A 20,090-nucleotide genomic window follows, 5' to 3' on the forward strand; every position below is an offset into this window, starting at 1 on the left:
ACCCCAACATGACGCAGGTCAGCGCACCACGCCCGCCGGCACCGCCGCGCGCCGCGCCGCCGGCCGCGCGCATCCGCGGCGAAGACCTGACCCCGACCACCACGATGCCCGGCGTGCGCCCGGCCCGGCCGTCGCTGATGACCTCGGCCCCGATGCCGTTGGCGCCGATGCCGCCCACGGCCCCCGCGCCGGTCACTCCGCCCGTCGCGATGCAGCCGCCGCCCGCCGCCCGGGCCTACGCCGCCGGCGACACCACGCCCGAGGCCTTGTGGGCCGCGTTCTGCGAAGGCGCCGGCATCCACCTGCAGCCGCCGCAGGGCCTGAACCCGGCGCTGATGAAGGTGATCGGCGAGGTACTGCGCCATTCGGTGGACGGCACGCTGAAGCTGGTCGCCACGCGGGCCGCCGCCAAGCAGGAGCTGCGCGCCGACGTGACGATGATCCAGGCGCGCAACAACAACCCGCTGAAGTTCTCGCCCGACGCCGGCACCGCGATCGAGCAGCTGCTGCAGCCGCCGATGCGCGGTTTCATGGTCGGCCCGGCCGCGGTGCACGACGCGATGGACGACCTGGTCGGCCATGCGATCGGCACGATGGTGGGCATGCGCGCCGCGCTCGAAGGCGTGTTGAAGCGCTTCGAGCCTTCGCAGCTCGAGGGCAAGCTCTCCGGCAACAGCGTGCTCGACAGCGTGCTGCCGATGAACCGCCGCGCCAAGCTGTGGGAGCTGTACCTGCAGCACTACCAGCGCATCCACGACGACGCCCAGGAGGATTTCCACGAGCTGTTCGGCAAGGCCTTCATCAAGGCCTATGAAGACCAGCTGGACCGCCTGGACGCAGAGCGTCACCCCGGCGGCACCTGATCCCCATCGATATCCCAAGCCGCCGCACAGGACGCATGGCCATGCTGCAAGTCGAGATCGCCGCCCGCAGCGAGGTGGGCGGGCGAAGCCGCAACGAGGACGACCTGCGCCACGGCGTCAGCGGGCCCTTCTGCTATGCCGTGCTGGCCGACGGGGCCGGTGGGCACCGGGGTGGCAACGTCGCCTCCGACATGGTCGTGCGGATGACCGCGCTCGGTCTGCAGTCGGCCACGCAGGCCACGCCCGAGTACCTGACCCAGCTGGTGTGCGACACGCATGCGGCGATCAACGAGCAGCAGCAGGGCAAGCGCAGCGCCGAGCGCATGCACGCGACGCTGGTCGCACTGTGGATCGACACGCGGCGCGAGGAGGCGCTGTGGACGCACGTCGGCGATTCGCGCCTGTACATGCTGCGCCACGGCCGCGTGTGCCACGTGACGCGCGACGACAGCGTCGTGCAGCGCATGGTCGACGCCGGCTACCTGACGCCGGAAGAAGCGGTCGACCACCCGCACAAGAACCAGCTGCTCGGCGCGATGGGCACCGAAGGCCCGGTCGAGCCGAGTACGCTCGAGACGCACATGCCCATCGAAGACGGCGACGCCTTCCTGCTGTGCTCCGACGGCTGGTGGGACCTGTTCTCGAAGCGGGCGATCGAGGCGGCCTTTGCCGCCGCCGATTCGGCCGAGGACTGGCTGGACCGCATGGGCGAGACCATCCGCGCCGCGGCCAAGCCGAAGCAGGACAACTACAGCGCGGTCGCGGTGTGGATCGGCGATCCGTCGGAAACCACCCGGATGTCGGGGTTGTGGGAAGACGACAGCGCCGGCAAGACCCCTTGAACGCGGGCACCTTCGATCGTGGGGGGCGTGACCTTGGTCGCTTCCGACGGCAGGCGGCACCGGTCATGATCACGGAATCTGTACGGAGGTCCCTGATGGACACGCTGAGCTTCAATTTCTCTTCTTCGCTGCGCCGCACGGCCGGGCTGGTACTGGTCGCTGCGTTCGCCACCTCGTCGTGGGCCCAGGACATGGGCGACACCCGGGTGCTGAAGGGCAACAAGGTCACCGAGGCCAACCTGCTGGACGCGCTGACGCCGCCGCCGGAGCCGGTCGTCACGCGCAGCCTGAAAGTGAGCCGCGATGGCGCCGGTGTCTCGACGCCCGAGCGCAAGGCGAGTGCCTCGCTGCTGATCACGTTCCTGACCAATTCGTCGGAGCTGACCGAATCGGCCAAGCAGCAGCTCGACGTGGTGGCCGGCGCGCTGAAGAACGACCGGCTGGCCGACTACAGCTTCAACGTCGAAGGCCACGCCGACCCGCGCGGCAACCCCGACGCGAACATGGTGCTGTCGCAGCAGCGCGCCGAGAGCGTGCGCGACTACCTGGTGACGACGCACAGCATCGCCGCCGACCGGCTGAAGGCCGAGGGCAAGGGCGATCACGACCTGCTGAACCGCGCGGTGCCGGCGGCGCCGGAGAACCGGCGGGTGACGATCGTGACGAACACGAAGTAGGCTGAGATCAGCCGGGTCAATCGCTCCGACCGTCAGATCTCTTTTCTTCGAGCGCAACGAACCCGATCGGACGCTTGTGCGGATCGGGCGGGCGCATCAGTTCGCGGAGCGCTTCGAACAGTTGTTTGAGTTGGCCGCGGGTGTTGCGGCTGAATGTGTCATGCGAGAGCGCAAGACCGGCCGTCTTCTCTTCCAGATCGTCCAGCCGCACGGCGAGGTCGGCATGGGCTGCGGCCACCGCCTTGAGTCGCACGAACGCCCGCACGACGTAGATGCCCATGTCGATGGCACGGCTCGATGCGAGCACGTTCGACGCCTGAATGGCACCGTGTTCGGTAAAGGCCCAGGGAGCCGTCCGCGAGAATTTCAGCTTTCGGAGGTGGTCACAGTTTGTGACCACCTCGGCCTTCTCTTCCGGGCTCAACGAAAGCAGGAAGTCGGCTGGAAATCGACGGAGGTTGCGCCTGACCGCTTGGTTCAGCACCTTGGTGGTGACGCCGTACAACGCCGCCAGATCGGCATCGATGATCACCCGCTGACCTCGCACGACCAGGATTCGGTCTTCGATCTGCGGCTGTTGGTCATCGGACTTGTCGGACGTGCCGGCTTCCTTGGAAGATGCCAGCCCTGGAGTGAAAGTTGCTCGCTTCATGGCGCCGCAGTCTCGCTGAGACCGTCTGTGCAGACACCGGTACAGACCGCCCTCGCGTAACATCCGACGCCATGTCCGACATGCTCGTCACGCTCTACAAGCTGCCACCGCTCGATGACGCGCTGGCCGCAGTGCACCGCCATGGCATCACCGTGCGGCGCGCGCTTGCGCCCGAGAAGCCGCTCATCCTGGCCTGGGCGGCCGAGCACTTCCCCGGCTGGGTGGCCGAGATCGACGTCGCGATCGGGCGCTTGCCCGTCGCCTGCTTCATCGCGGTTCGCGAACAGCAGATCGTCGGCTTCGCGTGCCATGACGCGACCTGCAAGAACTTCTTCGGCCCCGAGGGCGTGCTCGACGCGGTACAAGGCCAGGGTGTCGGCCGGGCGCTGCTGCTGGCCGCGCTGCACGCGCAACGCGAACTGGGCTATGCCTACGCGGTCATCGGCAGCGCCGGGCCGAAGGCGTTCTACGAGAAGGCCGTCGGCGCGGTGGTGATCGAAGGCTCGTCGCCGGGCATCTACGCCGGCATGCTGCGGGCCGAGTCCAGTTGACGAGACACTTCGAGCGCTCCTGATTCACACCCTCCGCCTCACCGGCCGCTGCGCAAGTGGCGGAACGGGCAGGCGAATGGGGATGTCGGAAGTCACGGATCGAGTTCCTGGCCCCCGCGCTCTTGCGGCGGCAGGTCTTGCGATGACAGCTCCACCGACGATTCGATTGATGGGTCGAACTGTCCCGACGAAGAGGACGCCGAACCTGCCTCGCTGGCGTCATCCGTCGAAGCGTCCTGCGGTTGCTGCTGACCTGAAAGTCTTTTGCCCAGCTCCATGCTCAGAAAATAGGCTCCAACGCTTACCAAGCCCGTTGTCAATGCGACACCTCCCAAGCCAACTGCCGCCCCCGCGCTGCAATTGAACTCATTGAGTACGATCCCCACCCCGCACCCCATGATCCCCAGATTCGAAATAAGGGCTGGGATGCCAACAACCACCGCAGTACCCGCCAAGCACCCGGCAAGAGATTTCAAAAAAATCTTGGCACAAGACCTGACTTCCTCTACCTCTGCGCCGACACCCTCCTTCTGTTTTTGTTCCTCTCGGCTGTCTTTTCGCCCCATGACAAAACTGCTCCGTGATTCGCTGATGCTCGCGCGCATGTCAGATTCCCGTGAGCTGTGAAAGTACGGTTTCAGACGATCGCGATGCCGGGCACGCCCGCGCCGGTCGCTGTGCAGACGACTCTCTTGAATCAACGGGGTTGCTGCGCAGGTCGTCGAGCATTCCGGGTATTCGCGTGTTCATGGCCACTCCGATCTTTGAGAAGTTGTAGAGACGATGCATGTCCGAATCGAACCCGCGCATTGCAGGTTGCTGATCCGGACACCGCATGAGTGGCCAGAACGCCGATTCGGTTCCAGCACGGGCCATCTCTTCGCCAGGGCCTCGTCACCCTGTGGGCATGGGTGTGTCAGCCCCTGACAGCTGCTTGATCGGGCGTTGCCGGCTGGACTGGAGCATCGGGCTCCTCGGGCAATGCAAGAACCAATTGGGCGAGATGATCCCCACCAAAGGTCAGCCCCAGATAGACACCCGTTGCGACGGCCATTGCCGTTTCCAAGCCAGCAACACCGCACACGAACGCGGTAGCCAGCGCCGATACCCTCAATTGATTCAGGCTCGTCTGGATGCCACGGCCCACGAGGAATCCTCTGGCGGCTACGAGCGCCGCCCTGATCTTGCCCCGAAGATCGCACCCAGGTCCTTGCCCCTCGGGTACCGCGACGGGATTCACGACGACGCGACCGCTTGCGACACCCGAGGCCGATGCTGATGTTCCGTTCATGTCAGTTCCTTGCGCTGTGAAGACACTGCATGAGTGAACCACCGCCTGGATTTCGTTCCCGCAGGGGCAAGGTTCTCGCGCGGCTCTCCGTCCATCGCTCCCGCGATGGCAACCCGCATCGACACCGATCGACTCAGTCGACCAGCCGCCCCTGCTTCAGCCGCAGCACCCGATCACAGCGCTTCGCCAGCGCCTCGTCGTGCGTGACCATCACGAAGGCCGTGCCCTGTACGCGCGCCAACTCCAGCATCAGCACGAACACCCCATCGGCCGTCTCGCGGTCGAGGTTGCCGGTCGGCTCGTCGGCGAGCACGCAGGCCGGCTTGCCGGCCAATGCCCGCGCGATCGCGACGCGCTGGCGCTCGCCGCCCGACAGCTCCGACGGCCGGTGGTGCACGCGCGCCGCCAGGCCCACCTGCGCGAGCACCGCCTCGGCCTGCTCACGCGCCTCGGGCTGCGTCAGTCGGCGAATGCGCAGCGGCATCGCGACGTTGTCGAGCGCGGTGAACTCCGGCAGCAAATGGTGGAACTGGTAGACGAAGCCCAGGTGCCGGTTGCGCCAGACGCCCTGCTCCGTCGCGTTCATGTGCGAGAAATCGCGGCCCTTCAGCTGCACCGCGCCGCTGGTGGGTGCCTCGAGCCCGCCCATCAGGTGCAGCAGCGTGCTCTTGCCCGAGCCCGATGCACCCACCACCGCCACCGTCTCGCCGGCCCGCACGCTGAGCGCCACGCCCTGCAGCACGTGCACGTCGAGCCCGCCTTCGCTGAAGCGCTTGTGCAGCGCCTGCGCATCGATCACCAGTTCGCGCGAGTCACTCATAGCGTAGTGCCTCCGCCGGTTGGACGCGGCTCGCGCGCCAGCTCGGGTAGAGCGTCGCGACGAACGACAGCACCAGCGAGATCAGCGTGATCGGCACGATGTCGGCGGCCTGCGGGTCGCTCGGCATGCGGCTGATCAGGTAGATGCTCGGCGGCAGGAAGCTGGTACGCAGCAGGTGCTCGATGAACGGCACGATCACGTCGATGTTCAGCGCGATCAGCAGCCCGAAGCCGACGCCCGACAGCGTGCCGATGATGCCGGACGCCGCGCCCTGCACCATGAAGATGCCCATGATCGAGCGCGGGCTCGCGCCCAGCGTGCGCAGGATCGCGATGTCGGCCTGCTTGTCGGTGACGGTCATCACGAGGGTCGAGACGAGGTTGAAGGCGGCCACCGCGACGATCAGCGTCAGGATGATGAACATCAGGCGCTTCTCGAGCTGCACCGCGGAGAACCAGTTGCGGTTGGTGCGCGTCCAGTCGCTGACGATGAACTGCGGACCGAAGGCCTGCGACAGCTGCTCGGCGACGTCGCGCGCCTGGAACAGGTCCTTCAGGCGCAGTTGCACGCCGGTCGGGCCTTCGGTGCGGAACAGCTTGGCGGCATCGTCGACGTGGATCATCGCGAGGCCGCTGTCGTATTCGTAGTGGCCGGCGTTGAAGGTGCCGACCACCGACATCTGCTTGAGCCGCGGCACCACGCCGGCCGGCGTGACCTGCCCGCCGGGCGCGACGATCGTGATCTTGTCGCCCTCGTGCACGCCGAGCGAACTCGCAAGCCCGATGCCGAGCACGATGCCCCATTCGCCGGGCACGAGCTTGGACAGCGTCTTGTCCTTGATCTCGGCGGCGAGGTCGGTGACCGTGGCTTCATCGTCCGGCGAGATGCCGCGGATGATCGCGCCGCGCATGTCGTCGCCGCGCGCGACCAGCGCCTGCGCCGCGATGAACGGCGCCGCGCCGATCACCTGCGGGTTCTCGCGCGCCTGCTTCGCGGTGAGGTGCCAGTCGGGCAGCGCCTGCCCCTGGCCGTCCATCACCTCGACGTGGGCGACGACCGACAGCATGCGGTCGCGCACTTCCTTCTGGAAGCCGTTCATCACCGACAGCACGATGATCAGCGCCGCGACGCCGAGCGCGATGCCGAGCATCGAGACGCCGGAGATGAAGGAGATGAAGCCGTTGCGCCGGCCGGTGCGGCCGGCACGTGTGTAGCGCACGCCGATTTGTAGTTCGTAGGGCCAATTCATAGGTGCGCGGATGCTACCCGGAATGCCCTCCGGATCGCGCCGGTCACAGGCGCTCGATGCGGGCGAAGGCGCTGTGGTTGTGGATCGACTCGAAGTTCTCGACATCGACCGTGTAGCGCCCGATCCGCGGGTCGGCATTCAGGGCCAGCGCCACATCGCGCACCAGGTCCTCGACGAACTTCGGGTTCTCGTAGGCGTGCTCGGTGACCCACTTCTCGTCGGCGCGCTTCAGCATCGGCCAGATCTCGCTCGACGCCGCGTTCTCGGCGAAGCGCACCAATTCGCCCCACGGCACGTCCTGCAGCAGCTCGGCGCGGATCGTCACGTGCGAACGCTGGTTGTGCGCGCCGTAGTCGGAGATCTCCTTCGAGCACGGGCACAGCGACTTCACCGGCACCAGCACCTGCGACCACACGACCGGCTTGCCGTCGCGCATCTCGGCGACCCAGCTGCCCTGGTAGTCGAGCAGGCTCTCGACACCCGACACCGGCGCGCGCTTGCGGATGAAGAACGGAAACTTCACCTCGACGCGGCCGTGCGTCGCGTGCAGCTTCTCGATCATCTCGGCGAAGCGCAGCTTCAGGCCGTCGGCATCGAGCGGTTCGTGCAGCGCATCGAGCCACGCGACGAAGCGCGACATGTGCGTGCCCTTCTGCTCGGCCGGCAGCGCCACGTCGAGCTCCCACTGGCCGATCGTCGGCTGCACGGTCTTGCCGAACTTCAGCTGCAGCGGGTAGCGCACATCCTTCACGCCGACACGCTGGATCGCCAGGTGCCGCTCGTCGCGCTCGCTCTGCGTGTCGGGAATGTGCAGCGCGTCTTTCAAATTCGTCATGTGATTCATGTCGGACTTCTATCTGTCAACGGCCTGAAGGATGACAGGAATCGATGCGCCCCATGCGCGAAAGGGCTTGACGACGCCGTTCAAACGGGCTCAGCGGTGGGTGGCTGCCGGCCTCACCAGCGCCGGGCGCGCACCGAAGCGCTTCAGCACCGACTGCTCGATGCCCGCCGCATCCAGCCCGCATGCCGCCAGCAGCTTGGCCGGATCGCCATGCTCGACGAACACGTCGGGCAGGCCCAGCTGCAGCACCGGGATCTCGATCCTCGCGGCCTGCAGTGCCTCGAGCACGGCGCTGCCGGCTCCGCCTTGCAAGCAGCCCTCTTCGACCGTGACGATCGCATCGTGCGTGCGGGCCAGCTCGGCCACCAGCTCGGCATCGAGCGGCTTCACGTAGCGCATGTTGGCCACGGTCGCGCCCAACGCCTCGCCGGCCGCCAGCGCCGGGTACAGCAACGTGCCGAAGGCCAGGATCGCGATGCGCTCGCCGCGGCGGCGCACCTCGCCCTTGCCCCAGGGCAGCGACGTCAGTTCGGGGTCGATCGCGACGCCGGCACCGGCACCACGCGGGTAGCGCACCGCCACCGGGTGGTCCTGCTCGAACGCGGTGGTGAGCAGTTGGCGGCACTCGCGCTCGTCGGCCGGCGCGAGCACGCTCATGTTCGGAATGCAGCGCAGGAACGCGATGTCGTAGGCGCCCGCGTGCGTTGCGCCGTCACCGCCGACCAGGCCCGCGCGGTCGAGTGCGAACACCACCGGCAGGTTCTGGATCGCGACGTCGTGCACCAGCTGGTCGTACGCACGCTGCAGGAAGGTGGAATAGATCGCGACCACCGGCTTCAGCCCTTCGCAGGCCAGGCCCGCGGCGAAGGTGACGGCATGCTGCTCGGCGATGCCGACGTCGTGGTAGCGCTCGGGGAAGCGCTTCTCGAACTCGACCATGCCCGAGCCCTCGCGCATCGCCGGCGTGATGCCGATCAGCCGCTTGTCCTTCTCGGCCATGTCGCACAACCACTGGCCGAAGATCTGCGTGAAGGTCGGCGGCTTGCCGGACTTGACCTTCGGGAAACCCTCGGCCGGATCGAACTTGCCCGAGGCCGCGTGGTACTTGACCGGATCGGCCTCGGCCAGCTTGTAGCCGTAGCCCTTCTTCGTGACGACGTGCAGGAACTGCGGGCCCGGCCGGTCGCGCAGGTTCTCGAGCGTGGGGATCAGCGAATCGAGGTCGTGGCCGTCGATCGGGCCGACGTAGGTGAAGCCGAACTCCTCGAAGATCGTGCCGGGCACGACCATGCCCTTCGCATGCTCCTCGAAGCGGCGCGCCAGCTCGAACAGCGGCGGCGCGTTCTTCAGCACCGATTTCGCACCCTCGCGCGCGGCGGCGTAGAACTTGCCGCTCATCAGCCGCGCCAGGTACTTGTTCAGCGCACCGACCGGCGGCGAGATCGACATGTCGTTGTCGTTCAGCACCACCAGCATGTTGGCCTGCGACACGCCGGCGTTGTTCAGCGCCTCGAAGGCCATGCCGGCGGTCATCGCGCCGTCGCCGATGATCGCCACCGAGCGGCGCTCCTCGCCCTTCAGCTTGGCGGCCATCGCCATGCCGAGCGCGGCCGAGATCGAGGTCGACGAGTGCGCGGTGCCGAAGGTGTCGTACTCGCTCTCGTCGCGCCGCGGAAAGCCCGACAGCCCGCCCGCCTGGCGCAGCGTGGCCATGCGCTCGCGCCGGCCGGTGACGATCTTGTGCGGGTAGGTCTGGTGGCCGACGTCCCACACCAGCCGGTCGTGCGGCGTGTTGAAGACGTGGTGCAGCGCGACGGTGAGCTCCACCGTGCCGAGGTTGGACGACAGGTGCCCGCCGGTCTCGGCGACGCTGTGCAGCAGGAAGTCGCGCAGCTCGCTCGACAGCTGCTGGAGCTCGACGCGCGACAGCCGGCGAATGTCGGCCGGGCTCTGGATGGTGTGCAGCAGGGTGTGGTTCATCGGCGGCTCAGGAATCACGTTCGACCACTTTGTCGGCCAGCATGTCCAGCAGGCGGGTGCTCGGGAGGCCGCTGCGCACCAGCGCCGCATGGGCCTGGTCGCGCAGCTGCGCGGCATGCCGGCGCGCGGGCTCCAGGCCCAGCACGCTGACGTAGGTCGGCTTGTTGTTGTCCATGTCCTTGCCGGCGGTCTTGCCGAGGGTTTCGGAAGCCTGCGTCACGTCGAGGATGTCGTCGACCACCTGGAACGCCAGGCCCAGGGCGTCACCATACTCCGCCAGGGCCTGCCAGGCCACCGGATTCGTGCGGCCGCAGGCCGCCCCCATCAGCACGCTGGCCTGCAGCAGGGCGCCGGTCTTGCGGTGGTGCATGTCGCGCAGCGTGCGCTCGTCGAGGGTGGCCCCGATGCTGGCCAGGTCGATCGCTTGGCCGCCGGCCATCCCGGCATGGCCGGCCGAGCGCGCCAGCAGCGAGCACAAGCGGGCCTGCAGCGCCGGCTCGACGCCCTCGTCGGGCGTCAGCACCTCGAAGGCCAGCGCCTGCATCGCGTCGCCGGCCAGCATCGCCTGCGCTTCGCCGTATTGCACGTGCACCGTCGGCTTGCCGCGGCGCAGCACGTCGTTGTCCATGCAGGGCATGTCGTCGTGGATCAGCGAGTAGGCGTGGATCAGTTCCACCGCGCAGGCGGCCCGCAGCGCTGCTTCGCACTGGCCGTCGACCGCCCGGGCCGCGGCGAGCACCAGCAGCGGGCGCAGCCGCTTGCCGCCGTCGAGCACGCCGTAGCGCATGGTCTGGCCGAGGCCGGCCGGTGCCTCGACCGGCACCCAGCGCGACAGCGCGGCTTCGACCGATTCCAGCTCGGTGCGTGCCCATTCATCGAATTCGATCAAACTCATCCCCCGGACCACGGCTTCAGTTGGCCATCTTCGAGCACCTGCACCTGCCGCTCGACGGCGCTCAGGCGCTCGCGGCAGTAATTGAGCAGATCTGCACCCCTCTTGTAGCTTTCAAGCAGCTTCTCCAGCGGAAGCTGTCCACCTTCCATCGCGATGACCAGGCGCTCCAGCTCGGACAGGGCGTCTTCGTAGCTGGCGGGCGCATCGGTCTGCGCAGGGGTGGAAGAGGTCTTCGGCATGTCGTGACACAAAAACAAGCATTGTAGTCAGCGGCCATCCCGCGATCCACGACCCGGCGGCGGCTTCATCACTTCATCCCCCCAAAGAGGGACGACGTGCGGCGCCGCAGCTACAATCCCGCCCTCGCTGGTTCCAACGCGCCGTGCGCAGCGAGACCTCCCACCCCCGGCAGCGCCCCGTGGTGGCACGTTCACATCGGTTATAGGAGACCCTCGGGATCATGTCCGACCTGAGCCTCGCACTTCCTGCTCTCGAGCGCCAAAACACCCAACTCCCCGTTTCCGCGTACTTCGACGACGACCTCCATCGCCGCGAGATGGAGCTCATCTTCCAGCATGGGCCCCGCTACCTGGGGCACGAACTCGCGGTTCCCGACATCGGTGACCACTACGCCCTGCCCCAGGAGGGCGAGGGCCGCGCGCTGGTGCGCACCGCACAAGGGATCGAGCTGATCTCCAACGTCTGCCGGCACCGCCAGGCGGTGATGCTGCGCGGGCGCGGCAACACCGGCAGCCACATCGTGTGCCCGCTGCACCGCTGGACCTACGACCTGAAGGGGCAGCTGATCGGCGCGCCGCACTTCCCGGCCGACCCCTGCCTGCACCTGAACCGCTACAAGACGCAGACCTGGAACGGCATGGTCTTCGAGGCCAACGGCCGCGACGTGGCCGCCGACCTGGCCGGCCTCGGTCCGCGCGCCGACCTGGACTTCAGCGGCTACGTGCTCGACCGCGTGCACATGCACGAGTGCGACTACAACTGGAAGACCTTCATCGAGGTCTACCTGGAGGACTACCACGTCGGGCCGTTCCACCCGGGGCTGAGCCAGTTCGTCAGCTGCGACGACCTGGCCTGGGAGTTCGGCCGCCACCATTCGGTGCAGACGGTCGGCCCGAAGAACGCGCTCGCGAAGGCCGGCTCCGACACCTACCGCAAGTGGCACGACGCGGTGCTGGCGTTTCGCAGCGGCCGCTTCGACAACCCGGTGCCGGCGCACGGCGCGATCTGGCTCACCTATTACCCGAACGTGATGGTCGAGTGGTACCCGCACGTGCTGGTGGTGTCGACGCTGTACCCGAAGGGGCCGCAGAAGACGCTGAACGTCGTCGAGTTCTTCTACCCGGAAGAGATCGCGGCTTTCGAGCGCGAGTTCGTCGACGCGAACCAGGCGGCCTACCTCGAGACCTGCGTCGAGGACGACGAGATCGCGCTGCGCATGGACGCCGGCCGGCGCGCGCTGCACGAGCGCGGCGACAACGAGGTCGGCCCGTACCAGACGCCGATGGAAGACGGCATGGAGGAGTTCCATGCGTGGTACCGCAAGGCGATGAAGCTCGCCGTGTGACGGGGCATCGCGCGCCGGGTGAGAATCGCCCGATGCGCTCCGCCCCCGTCCTGATGATCCTCGCGTCGTTCCTGTTCGCCAGCATGGGGGTCTGCGTGAAGCTCGCGTCCGCCTACTACCCGGCCGGCGAGATCGTCTTCTACCGCGGCCTGACCGGCACGCTGCTGCTGGCGGCGCTCACGCGCTGGCGCGGCGGCACCTTGCGCACCAACGTGCCATCGATGCACTTCTGGCGCAGCCTGACCGGCGTGTCGGCGCTGTGCCTGTGGTTCTACTCGATCGGCAACCTGCCGCTGGCGACGTCGATGACGCTGAACTACATGTCGTCGGTATGGATGACGCTGTTCCTGATCGGCGGCGCCGCGGTGCTGGGCACCGCCCGCGTCGACGGCCGGCTGATCGCGACGGTGCTGTGCGGCTTCATCGGCGTCGGGCTGATCCTGCGGCCGACGATCGCCGAGAACCAGCTGTGGCACGGCCTGATCGGGCTGCTGTCGGGCGTGGTCTCGGCCACCGCCTACCTGCAGGTCTCGGCGCTCGGCAAGGCGGGCGAGCCGGAATCGCGCATCGTCTTCTACTTCTCGCTCGGCGGCGTGCTGGCCGGCGCGCTCAGCATGCTGTGGAACGGCGTGCATGCGCACACCTGGACCGGCGCGGCACTGCTGCTGGCCGTCGGCCTGCTGGCGACCACCGCGCAACTGCTGATGACCCGGGCCTACAGCACCGGCAAGACGCTGGTCAACGCGAGCCTGCAGTACCTGGGCATCGCGTTCTCGTTCGCGTACGGCGTGCTGATCTTCAGCGATCCGGTCACCTGGATGGCGCTGGCCGGCATGGTGCTGATCGTGGGGGCCGGGCTCGCCGCGCTGCGGCTGCGCCAGGAGTCTCCGCCGCAGCGCGACATTTCCGTCCTGCCCGAAAGCTGAAAGGCCCTCCGATGATCCGACCGCCGCTGATCTCCGCTTCCGAACTGCAACAGGCGCTGGACCAAACCCAGCCGCCACTGGTGCTCGACTGCAGCTTCGACCTCGCCGATGCCACCGTCGGCGAGCGCAGCTTCCGCGAGGGCCACATCCCCGGCGCGCTGTACGTGAACCTGAACGAGGACCTGTCGGGCCCGAAGACCGGCCGCAATGGCCGTCACCCGCTCGCCGATCGCGGCGACTACGCGCGCTGGATGGGCGGCATCGGCATCGTGCCGGGGCGCGAGGTCGTCGTGTACGACCGCCAGGCGGCGATGTATGCGGTGCGCGCCTGGTGGGTGCTGCTGTGGATGGGCCACCCGGCGGTGCGCGTGCTCGATGGCGGGCTCGCTGCGTGGCAGGCGGCCGGCGGCGCGTTGTCGCAGCAGATCGCGCAGCCGGTGCCGGCCGCGCCCTACCCCGATGCCGCGCCGCAGCGGCCGACGATCGACGCCGGTCAGCTTCAACAGCGCCTGGGCGAGGTGCTGGTGCTGGATGCCCGCGCGCCGGAACGCTACCGCGGCGAGGTCGAGCCGATCGATGCGGTGGCCGGCCACATTCCCGGCGCGAAGAACCGCTTCTTCAAGGACAACCTGCAGCCGGACGGCCGCTTCAAGCCGGCCGACCAGTTGCGCGCCGAGTTCCTCGCCGCGCTCGACGGCCGCGCGCCGGAATCGGTGGTGAACCAGTGCGGCTCGGGCGTCACCGCCTGCCACAACCTGCTGGCGATGGAAATCGCCGGGCTGGGCGGGGCCGCGCTGTACCCGGGTTCGTGGAGCGAATGGTCCTCCGACAGCGCTCGTCCGACGGAGAAATCTCCTCGTCTCTGACGCGGGATAGCGGCCACCGCGGGCGCCTTCTGGGGAACACTGGACTTCCGGGTGAAGTCCATCCTGTTCCCACTTTCAGGAGGTGACCATGTTCCACCGCATCCTGGTTCCGACCGACGGTTCGGACATCACGAAGAAGGCGACCGACACGGCCATCGCGCTGGCCAAGTCGGTCAACGCGCGGGTCTACACGCTGAGTGTCAAGGAGCCGTTCCCGTACAGCGCGATCTCGGAGATGCAGCCGACGCCGCCGCAGGAGTTCTTCGACGCGCAAGAGCGCATCGCATCAACGCGGGTCAAGGCGGTGCGCGACGACTGCGTCGCGCTCGGCGTGCCTTGCGAGGCCCACACTCTGGAGGCCCTGCACCCGTGGGAGGCGATCATCGACCACGCCCGCCGGCAAGAGTGCGACCTGATCGTGATGGCCTCGCACGGCCGGCGCGGCGTCAGCGCGCTGCTGCTGGGCAGCGAGACGCAGAAGGTGCTGACGCACAGCAAGGTGCCGGTGCTGGTCGTCCGATAGCCATCAGTGATGGTGCGCGTGGCTGGCGACGAAGATCACGATCGCCAGCCCGACGCCCAGCCACGCCAGCTGGGCCGCGGTGTCCTTCGCCGACAACCGGTGCTGCAGCTGCGGGATCAGGTCGGCCACCGCCACGTAGATGAAGCTGCTCGACGCCACCACCAGCAGGTACGGGAACAAGGCTTCCCACGGCCCGACCACCACGTAGCCCACCACGCCGCCGACCACCGCGGCCATGCCCGACATCGCGTTGTAGAGCAGCGCCTTGCGGCGTGACAGCCCGGCGTTCAGCAGCACGATGTAGTCGCCCACCTCCTGCGGGATCTCGTGCGCGATGATCGCCAGCGCCGTGAACATGCCCAGCCGCGTGTCGGTCAGGAAGGCCGCCGCGATGATGATGCCGTCGCAGAAGTTGTGGATGCTGTCGCCCAGCAGCACCGTCCAGCCGCCGCGGCCGGCCTGGTGCTTGTCGAAGCCGTGGTGGTGGTGGTGCTCGTCGCCTTCATGGTGATGGCCGTGGCGGTACAGCTCGGCCTTCTCGAGCAGGAAGAAGAACAGCAGCCCGGCCAGCAGCGTCATGAACAGGCTCTGCGGGCTGGCCTTGCTCTCGAACGCCTCGGGCAGGATGTTCAGCAGCGCGGTGCCCAGCAGCACGCCGGCCGACAGGCTGACCAGGTGGTGCACGATGCGGCCCAGCACGTTGATCGTCAGGCTCGCGGCGAGCAACACCGACAGCAGCCCGCCGGCAAAGGTCGCGAGCACGATGTAGAGGAGGGTCATGGGATTCGATCAAACAAAAGCCGCGCGATGTGCGCGGCTCGGGCAAAGCCAGGGGCAACTCAGGCGACGCCGTGCGCCTTGAACCAGTCGAGGCCACGCCGCCAGCCGTCCTGGGCCGCCTCGGGCCGATAGCTCGGCCGGTAGTCGGCATGGAACGCATGCGGCGCGTCGGGATAGATCACGATCTCGGAAGCCTTGGCTGCAGCACCCCCCACGGCCAAGGCTGATTTCATCTTATCAACCGTGTCAAGCGGGATGCTGGTGTCGGCCCCGCCGTAGAGGCCGAGCACCGGGCCGTGCAGTTGGCCGGCGATGTCGACCGGGCGGCGCGGCTGCAACTCGGTGGCCGGCGTCGCCAGCTTGCCGTACCAAGCCACGCCGGCCTTCACCGCGGCGTTGTGCGCGTCGAAGAGCCAGGTGACGCGCCCACCCCAGCAGAAGCCGGTCACGCCCAGCCGCGACACGTCTCCGCCTTGCGTCGCGGCCCAGCTGACGGTGGCATCGAGGTCGTTCAGCACCTGCGTGTCGGGCACCTGGCTGATCAGCTCCGAGTGCAGCAGGGCCACGTCGGTGTAGGCCTTCGCATCGCCCTGGCGCACGAACAGCTCGGGCGCGATCGCGAGGTAGCCCTGTTTCGCGAAGCGCCGCGCCACGTCGGCGATGTGCTCGTGCACGCCGAAGATCTCGCTGATGACGACGATCACCGGCAGCGCGGTGCCGCCGGCCGGCATCGCACGGTAGGCCGGCATCTCGAACCCGCCAACCGGGATCGTGACCGGCCCGGCGGCCAGGCCATGGGCATCGGTGACGATGGCATGGGCGGTGATCGGCTGCACCGATGCGGCATAGCCCTGGCCTGCGGTGACGAGCATGGCGATCCCCCTGATGCGTGTGAGTTGGCCCGTGTGGGTGGGCGCGATTCTATTTTCTCGATGCAGCCCCTGGCCGCGACGAGGTCTGCCGGCAAACCAAGTGAGAATCGCCCGCATGACCAGCCGATTCCCCGACCACCTTGCGGCCATCGACATGGGCTCCAACAGCTTCCGCCTGGAGATCGGCGAACTGAGCCCCGGCCGCTACAAGCGCATCGATTACCTGAAGGAGACCGTGCGCCTCGGCGCCGGCCTCGACAAGTCGGGCCTGTTGACCGAAGACGCGATGCTGCGCGGCCTGACCTGCCTGGGCCGCTTCGCGCAGCGCCTGCGCGGCTACGAGCCGGGCCAGGTGCGCGCCGTCGCGACGCAGACGCTGCGCGAGGCGCGCAACCGCGACGCCTTCCTGCTGCGCGCTCAAGAGGTGCTGGGCCTGCAGATCGAGGTGATCTCGGGCCGCGAGGAAGCGCGGCTGATCTATGCCGGCGTCGCGCGGCTGCAGCCGTCGGAAGACCCCCGGCTGGTGATCGACATCGGCGGGCGCTCGACCGAGATGATCCTCGGGCAGGGCCGCACGCCGCTGCGCGCCGAGTCGTTCCAGGTCGGCAGCGTCAGCCTGTCGATGCGCTACTTCGCCGACGGCCGCTTCACCGAGGCCGCGTTCCGCGCCGCGCAGGTGGCCGCCGGTGCCGAGCTCGAAGAAGCGCTGGCGCCGTTCGCGCCGCAGCACTGGCGCGAGGCGCTGGGCTCGTCGGGCACGGCCGGTGCGGTGTCGCAGCTGCTGCAGGCGAGCGGCATCACCGACGGCGCGATCACGCCCGACGGGCTGCGCTGGTGCATCGAGCAGTGCCTGAAGGCCGGCCGCATCGACAAGCTGAGCCTGCCGGGGCTGAAGGAAGACCGCCGCGCGGTGATCGCCGGCGGCCTCGCGATCCTGTACACGCTGGCCACGCACTTCGGCATCCAGCTGCTGCAGCCGGCGCGCGGGGCGTTGCGCCAGGGCGTGATCTTCGACCTCGACGAGCGGCTGCATGCCGAATCGCGCGACCGCGAAGGCCACGACGGGCACGACATGCGCGATGCCTCGGTGGTCGAGATGCAGCGGCGCTTCGAGGTCGACAGCACGCAGGCGTGGCGGGTGGCCGGCGTGGCCGATGCGCTGCATGCCAGCGCGGCACCGCAGCGCAGCCCGATCCAGGCGCGCGAGCTGCGCTGGGCCTGCGCGCTTCACGAAATGGGCATGATGATCTCGCACCACGACCACCACCGGCACAGTGCCTACGTGCTGGGCAATGTCGACGCGGCGGGGTTTTCGCAATCGCAGCAGCGCCGGCTCGCGGAGCTGGTGCTGGCGCAGCGCGGCGGGCTGCGCAAGGTGGAGCCGCAGCTCGCGAACGCGGATTTCGCGGCCCAGGTGATGTGCCTGCGGCTTGCGATCATCAAGTGCCATGCGCGTGGGCCGGTCGATGCGACGGCGTTGCAGCTGCAGCTGGCCGGCCGGCAGGCGACGCTCGGCTTCACCGAGGCCTGGGCGCAGACCCATCCGCGCACGATGTTCCTGCTGAACGAGGAGGTCGATGCGTGGCAGAAGAGCAACCTGTTGAAGCTGGTGCTGAAGCCGAGATGATGTGTTCTGCGCCGAGAATCGTCGCCGAACTGCGCAGTGAACCTGGAGTACGGCCGTGATCAAGACGATCAAGATAAACGGATTCAAGTCCATTCATGACCTCGGCGACAGCGGTCTCGAACTGGGGACCGTCAACTGCTTCATCGGCGCGAACGGGGTCGGCAAGAGCAACATCCTGGAGGCCATCGGCGTCCTCGGCGCAGCAGCGAATGGGATGGTGGATGATGAGGCCTTGTTGCGACGGGGGGTGCGCGCCGGACTGCCGCGGCTCTACAAGAGCTCGTTCCGAGGCACGCCGGCGCAGCCGCACATCGGCATCGAAGCCGTATCGGACCAGGGTGCGACGTACCGCGTTTCGCTGCTGAATCCGCTGGAGTCTCCCGAACCCGCCTGGACGTTCAAGACCGAGCGACTGGAACAGGGCGGAGAAGTCATCGTCTCCGATGGCGTTCGCAACAAGCGCAACCTCAATCCCAAATCCGGGTTGGCGGCGCTTCGCATGGTGGATCTGGAGCCTGGCAGCGCCGCAGCTGACCTGCTTGCCGAGCTTCAGCAATACGCCATTTACTGCCCGAATACGCCAACGCTGCGAGGGATGGTGCCCGATCAACAGACCCGCGAGCCGGTCGGTCTGTCGGGTGGCCGCCTCGCGGAAGCCATCGACGATCTGAGGCATTCGGCATTGGCAGACGAATCGGGGCTGTTGGACGATCTGTTGGGCATGCTGGACTGGGCTTCCGACGTGAGCACCACGCGCAGCACGCAAACATTGCTGTCGCCTTCGGTTCCACGCGCACAGACGGTGCTGAAGTTCACTGACCGCTACATGGCCGCCAGCCGCAACGAGCTGACAGCCTACGACGCCAGCGAAGGGGCGCTGTATGTCTTGTATTGCGCCGCCTTGTGTCTGGCAGAGCGGGGGCCGTCGGTGCTCGCCATCGACAACCTGGATCAGGCGCTGAACCCGCGACTCGTCAAGGCCCTGGTCCAGAGGCTGCATGGCTGGCTGACTCAGCGAGGATCGCCGCCCCGGCAGCTCTTGTTCACCGCGCACAATCCTGCGGTGCTGGACGGCCTGGATCTCTCCAACGATGCTGTCCGCCTGTTCGCGGTGGGCCGCAACAACTTGGGGCATACCAGCGTGCATCGCATCGAGATGACGCCCGAACTGGCGGCCTTGAACCAGCAATACCCGCTGTCACGCCTGTGGCCGATGGGGCACCTCGGGGCGGTGCCGGATGTCTGACCTGCGCATTGCGTTGGTGGCGGAAGGGTCGCTGACCGAGAGAGAAATCCTGAAGGCCGCACTGCAGGCCGTGCTGTCCCCTCGCACCTTCGAGCTGGTGCAACTGCAGCCTGAATCGACCCTGCCCAGGCTGGGTGGTGGATGGGGTGGTGTGCTGAAGTGGTGCAAGGACGTGGCGACTCGACACGCCGGCCCGCTGAACACTGATCCGACGTTGAAGAGTTTCGATGCAGTGGTGTTGCACCTGGACGCCGATGTCGCCGGTTTTTCATATGCCGATATCGCGATGGCACCGGCCGACATCTGGAAGCCACTGCCTTGCGACAACCCCTGCCCGCCCACGGCCGCCGCTGCGAGCGCGCTGCATGCCGTGCTGTTGAGCTGGCTCCATCCTGCGCAGCCCGGGCCGACCGGCATCGTGTGCCTGCCCGCGATGAGCACCGATGCGTGGGTTGCCGCAGCGACCCTGCCGGCTGACCATGCGTTGCTGGAAGCACTCGAGTGTCGAGTGGACATCGGGCCACGCCTTCGGCAATTGCCACTCGCGTACCGCTTCCGGAAATCGCGGCCGGATGTGCTGCTTGCGGCCCCACGGGTCACGGCGAATTGGGCCCAGGTCGCGGAGCGCTGCTCGCGGGCGAGGCAGTTTGCCAACGACACGCTCGCTGTCTTTGGTGTTCATTGATCACCCGAACCGCCCCTGCAGGAACCACCCCTCGCCCTCCGACTGCGCAGACAGCGGCAGCCGCGCGCGGTAGATCCACACCAGCGCGCCGTCGGGCAGCTGCGCGATGAAGTAGTCGCGCTCGACCGCGTCGCCATCCCACCAGCCGGCCTCGATGCGCTCCGGCCCGGCCAGCAGTTGCAGCAGGTGGCCGTCGAACATCGGCTGCGACTGCTTCTGCGGCAAGGGCATCGCCTGCGGCAGCAGCCACACCGGCCGCACCAGCGCGCCGTGCTGCAGCAGCTCGGCACGGCGCAGCGGCGGCGCGGCCCCGCCA

General features: G+C 67.8%; 22 protein-coding genes and 1 pseudogene. 11 read left to right on the top strand and 12 right to left on the bottom strand.

All coding sequences use genetic code 11. The features are described from left to right. The 3 genes from tagH to ACXJLU_RS27665 all read left to right on the top strand — a co-directional run. On the top strand, positions 1 to 863 hold an 863-nt coding region (tagH, locus tag ACXJLU_RS27655), incomplete at its 5' end, for a type VI secretion system-associated FHA domain protein TagH (RefSeq protein ID WP_457336535.1). Between the two features lie 35 nt (positions 864 to 898). Continuing rightward, on the top strand, positions 899 to 1,705 hold the full coding sequence (locus ACXJLU_RS27660) for a PP2C family protein-serine/threonine phosphatase (RefSeq protein ID WP_083614665.1): 807 nt from the start codon (positions 899 to 901) through the stop codon (positions 1,703 to 1,705). 95 nt (positions 1,706 to 1,800) lie between these two features. Further along, positions 1,801 to 2,382 carry an OmpA family protein gene (locus tag ACXJLU_RS27665; RefSeq protein ID WP_457336538.1) on the top strand — a complete coding sequence of 194 codons (582 nt, stop codon included), beginning with the start codon at positions 1,801 to 1,803 and terminating at the stop codon, positions 2,380 to 2,382. A gap of 16 nt (positions 2,383 to 2,398) precedes the next feature. On the opposite strand, the gene ACXJLU_RS27670 is transcribed toward ACXJLU_RS27665, so the two are convergent. Continuing rightward, positions 2,399 to 3,034: an ORF6N domain-containing protein gene (locus ACXJLU_RS27670; RefSeq protein WP_457336540.1), complete on the bottom strand. Its 636-nt coding sequence runs from the start codon at positions 3,032 to 3,034 to the stop codon at positions 2,399 to 2,401. 71 nt (positions 3,035 to 3,105) lie between these two features. Here ACXJLU_RS27670 and ACXJLU_RS27675 point away from each other — a divergent pair, with 71 nt between their 5' ends. Then, on the top strand, positions 3,106 to 3,585 hold the full coding sequence (locus ACXJLU_RS27675) for a GNAT family N-acetyltransferase (RefSeq protein ID WP_457336542.1): 480 nt from the start codon (positions 3,106 to 3,108) through the stop codon (positions 3,583 to 3,585). Positions 3,586 to 3,677: 92 nt separating this feature from the next. Here the strand turns inward: ACXJLU_RS27675 and ACXJLU_RS27680 are convergent, their stop codons facing one another. The 8 genes from ACXJLU_RS27680 to ACXJLU_RS27715 form a co-directional block, all read right to left on the bottom strand. Continuing rightward, the gene (locus ACXJLU_RS27680; protein WP_457336544.1) at positions 3,678 to 4,190 is read right to left on the bottom strand and encodes a hypothetical protein; all 513 of its coding nucleotides are present in this window, start codon (positions 4,188 to 4,190) and stop codon (positions 3,678 to 3,680) included. Positions 4,191 to 4,501: 311 nt separating this feature from the next. Next, positions 4,502 to 4,732 carry a hypothetical protein gene (locus tag ACXJLU_RS27685; protein ID WP_457336545.1) on the bottom strand — a complete coding sequence of 77 codons (231 nt, stop codon included), beginning with the start codon at positions 4,730 to 4,732 and terminating at the stop codon, positions 4,502 to 4,504. A 277-nt stretch (positions 4,733 to 5,009) separates the two neighbouring features. Further along, positions 5,010 to 5,696, bottom strand: a complete 687-nt coding sequence (lolD, locus tag ACXJLU_RS27690; RefSeq protein ID WP_457336547.1) for a lipoprotein-releasing ABC transporter ATP-binding protein LolD — start codon at positions 5,694 to 5,696, stop codon at positions 5,010 to 5,012. Further along, on the bottom strand, positions 5,689 to 6,945 hold the full coding sequence (locus ACXJLU_RS27695; protein WP_457336549.1) for a lipoprotein-releasing ABC transporter permease subunit: 1,257 nt from the start codon (positions 6,943 to 6,945) through the stop codon (positions 5,689 to 5,691). The genes lolD and ACXJLU_RS27695 overlap by 8 nt, the downstream gene beginning before the upstream one ends. A gap of 43 nt (positions 6,946 to 6,988) precedes the next feature. Further along, positions 6,989 to 7,780 (bottom strand): GTP cyclohydrolase FolE2, encoded by a 792-nt coding sequence (folE2, locus tag ACXJLU_RS27700; protein ID WP_457336551.1) that lies wholly within the window; start codon positions 7,778 to 7,780, stop codon positions 6,989 to 6,991. A 99-nt stretch (positions 7,781 to 7,879) separates the two neighbouring features. Next, on the bottom strand, positions 7,880 to 9,769 hold the full coding sequence (gene dxs / locus ACXJLU_RS27705; RefSeq protein WP_457336553.1) for a 1-deoxy-D-xylulose-5-phosphate synthase: 1,890 nt from the start codon (positions 9,767 to 9,769) through the stop codon (positions 7,880 to 7,882). Between the two features lie 7 nt (positions 9,770 to 9,776). Further along, complete coding sequence (locus ACXJLU_RS27710) at positions 9,777 to 10,664, bottom strand: polyprenyl synthetase family protein (RefSeq protein WP_073468545.1); 888 nt, start codon at positions 10,662 to 10,664, stop codon at positions 9,777 to 9,779. Further along, complete coding sequence (locus ACXJLU_RS27715) at positions 10,661 to 10,903, bottom strand: exodeoxyribonuclease VII small subunit (protein WP_073468544.1); 243 nt, start codon at positions 10,901 to 10,903, stop codon at positions 10,661 to 10,663. The genes ACXJLU_RS27710 and ACXJLU_RS27715 overlap by 4 nt, the downstream gene beginning before the upstream one ends. A gap of 221 nt (positions 10,904 to 11,124) precedes the next feature. Here ACXJLU_RS27715 and ACXJLU_RS27720 point away from each other — a divergent pair, with 221 nt between their 5' ends. The 4 genes from ACXJLU_RS27720 to ACXJLU_RS27735 all read left to right on the top strand — a co-directional run bounded on the left by ACXJLU_RS27720 (position 11,125) and on the right by ACXJLU_RS27735 (position 14,564). Continuing rightward, positions 11,125 to 12,249, top strand: coding sequence for an aromatic ring-hydroxylating oxygenase subunit alpha (locus tag ACXJLU_RS27720; protein ID WP_457336556.1), 1,125 nt, complete (start codon positions 11,125 to 11,127; stop codon positions 12,247 to 12,249). A gap of 32 nt (positions 12,250 to 12,281) precedes the next feature. Further along, on the top strand, positions 12,282 to 13,175 hold the full coding sequence (locus ACXJLU_RS27725; protein WP_457336558.1) for a DMT family transporter: 894 nt from the start codon (positions 12,282 to 12,284) through the stop codon (positions 13,173 to 13,175). 11 nt (positions 13,176 to 13,186) lie between these two features. Next, a complete protein-coding gene (locus tag ACXJLU_RS27730) occupies positions 13,187 to 14,041 on the top strand; it encodes a sulfurtransferase (RefSeq protein ID WP_457336560.1) in 855 nt (284 codons plus the stop codon). Positions 14,042 to 14,129: 88 nt separating this feature from the next. After that, positions 14,130 to 14,564: a universal stress protein gene (locus ACXJLU_RS27735; RefSeq protein WP_056810045.1), complete on the top strand. Its 435-nt coding sequence runs from the start codon at positions 14,130 to 14,132 to the stop codon at positions 14,562 to 14,564. A 3-nt stretch (positions 14,565 to 14,567) separates the two neighbouring features. Here the strand turns inward: ACXJLU_RS27735 and ACXJLU_RS27740 are convergent, their stop codons facing one another. Together ACXJLU_RS27740 and ACXJLU_RS27745 are read right to left on the bottom strand one after the other, a co-directional pair. After that, positions 14,568 to 15,344 (bottom strand): ZIP family metal transporter, encoded by a 777-nt coding sequence (locus ACXJLU_RS27740; RefSeq protein ID WP_073468540.1) that lies wholly within the window; start codon positions 15,342 to 15,344, stop codon positions 14,568 to 14,570. A gap of 59 nt (positions 15,345 to 15,403) precedes the next feature. Then, positions 15,404 to 16,216 carry a dienelactone hydrolase family protein gene (locus ACXJLU_RS27745; RefSeq protein ID WP_457336562.1) on the bottom strand — a complete coding sequence of 271 codons (813 nt, stop codon included), beginning with the start codon at positions 16,214 to 16,216 and terminating at the stop codon, positions 15,404 to 15,406. Positions 16,217 to 16,331: 115 nt separating this feature from the next. Here ACXJLU_RS27745 and ppx point away from each other — a divergent pair, with 115 nt between their 5' ends. The 3 genes from ppx to ACXJLU_RS27760 are packed head-to-tail and all read left to right on the top strand — an operon-like array spanning position 16,332 to position 19,774. Continuing rightward, on the top strand, positions 16,332 to 17,843 hold the full coding sequence (ppx, locus tag ACXJLU_RS27750; protein WP_457336564.1) for an exopolyphosphatase: 1,512 nt from the start codon (positions 16,332 to 16,334) through the stop codon (positions 17,841 to 17,843). Between the two features lie 55 nt (positions 17,844 to 17,898). Then, positions 17,899 to 19,089, top strand: coding sequence for an AAA family ATPase (locus ACXJLU_RS27755; protein ID WP_457336566.1), 1,191 nt, complete (start codon positions 17,899 to 17,901; stop codon positions 19,087 to 19,089). Further along, complete coding sequence (locus ACXJLU_RS27760; protein WP_073468538.1) at positions 19,082 to 19,774, top strand: hypothetical protein; 693 nt, start codon at positions 19,082 to 19,084, stop codon at positions 19,772 to 19,774. Before ACXJLU_RS27755 ends, ACXJLU_RS27760 begins: the two co-directional genes overlap by 8 nt. On the opposite strand, the pseudogene ACXJLU_RS27765 reads toward ACXJLU_RS27760, so the two are convergent. Beyond that, positions 19,775 to 20,090, bottom strand: a pseudogene (locus ACXJLU_RS27765) (Y-family DNA polymerase); the annotation flags it as partial.

This window comes from Rhizobacter sp. P5_C2 (assembly GCF_054049715.1).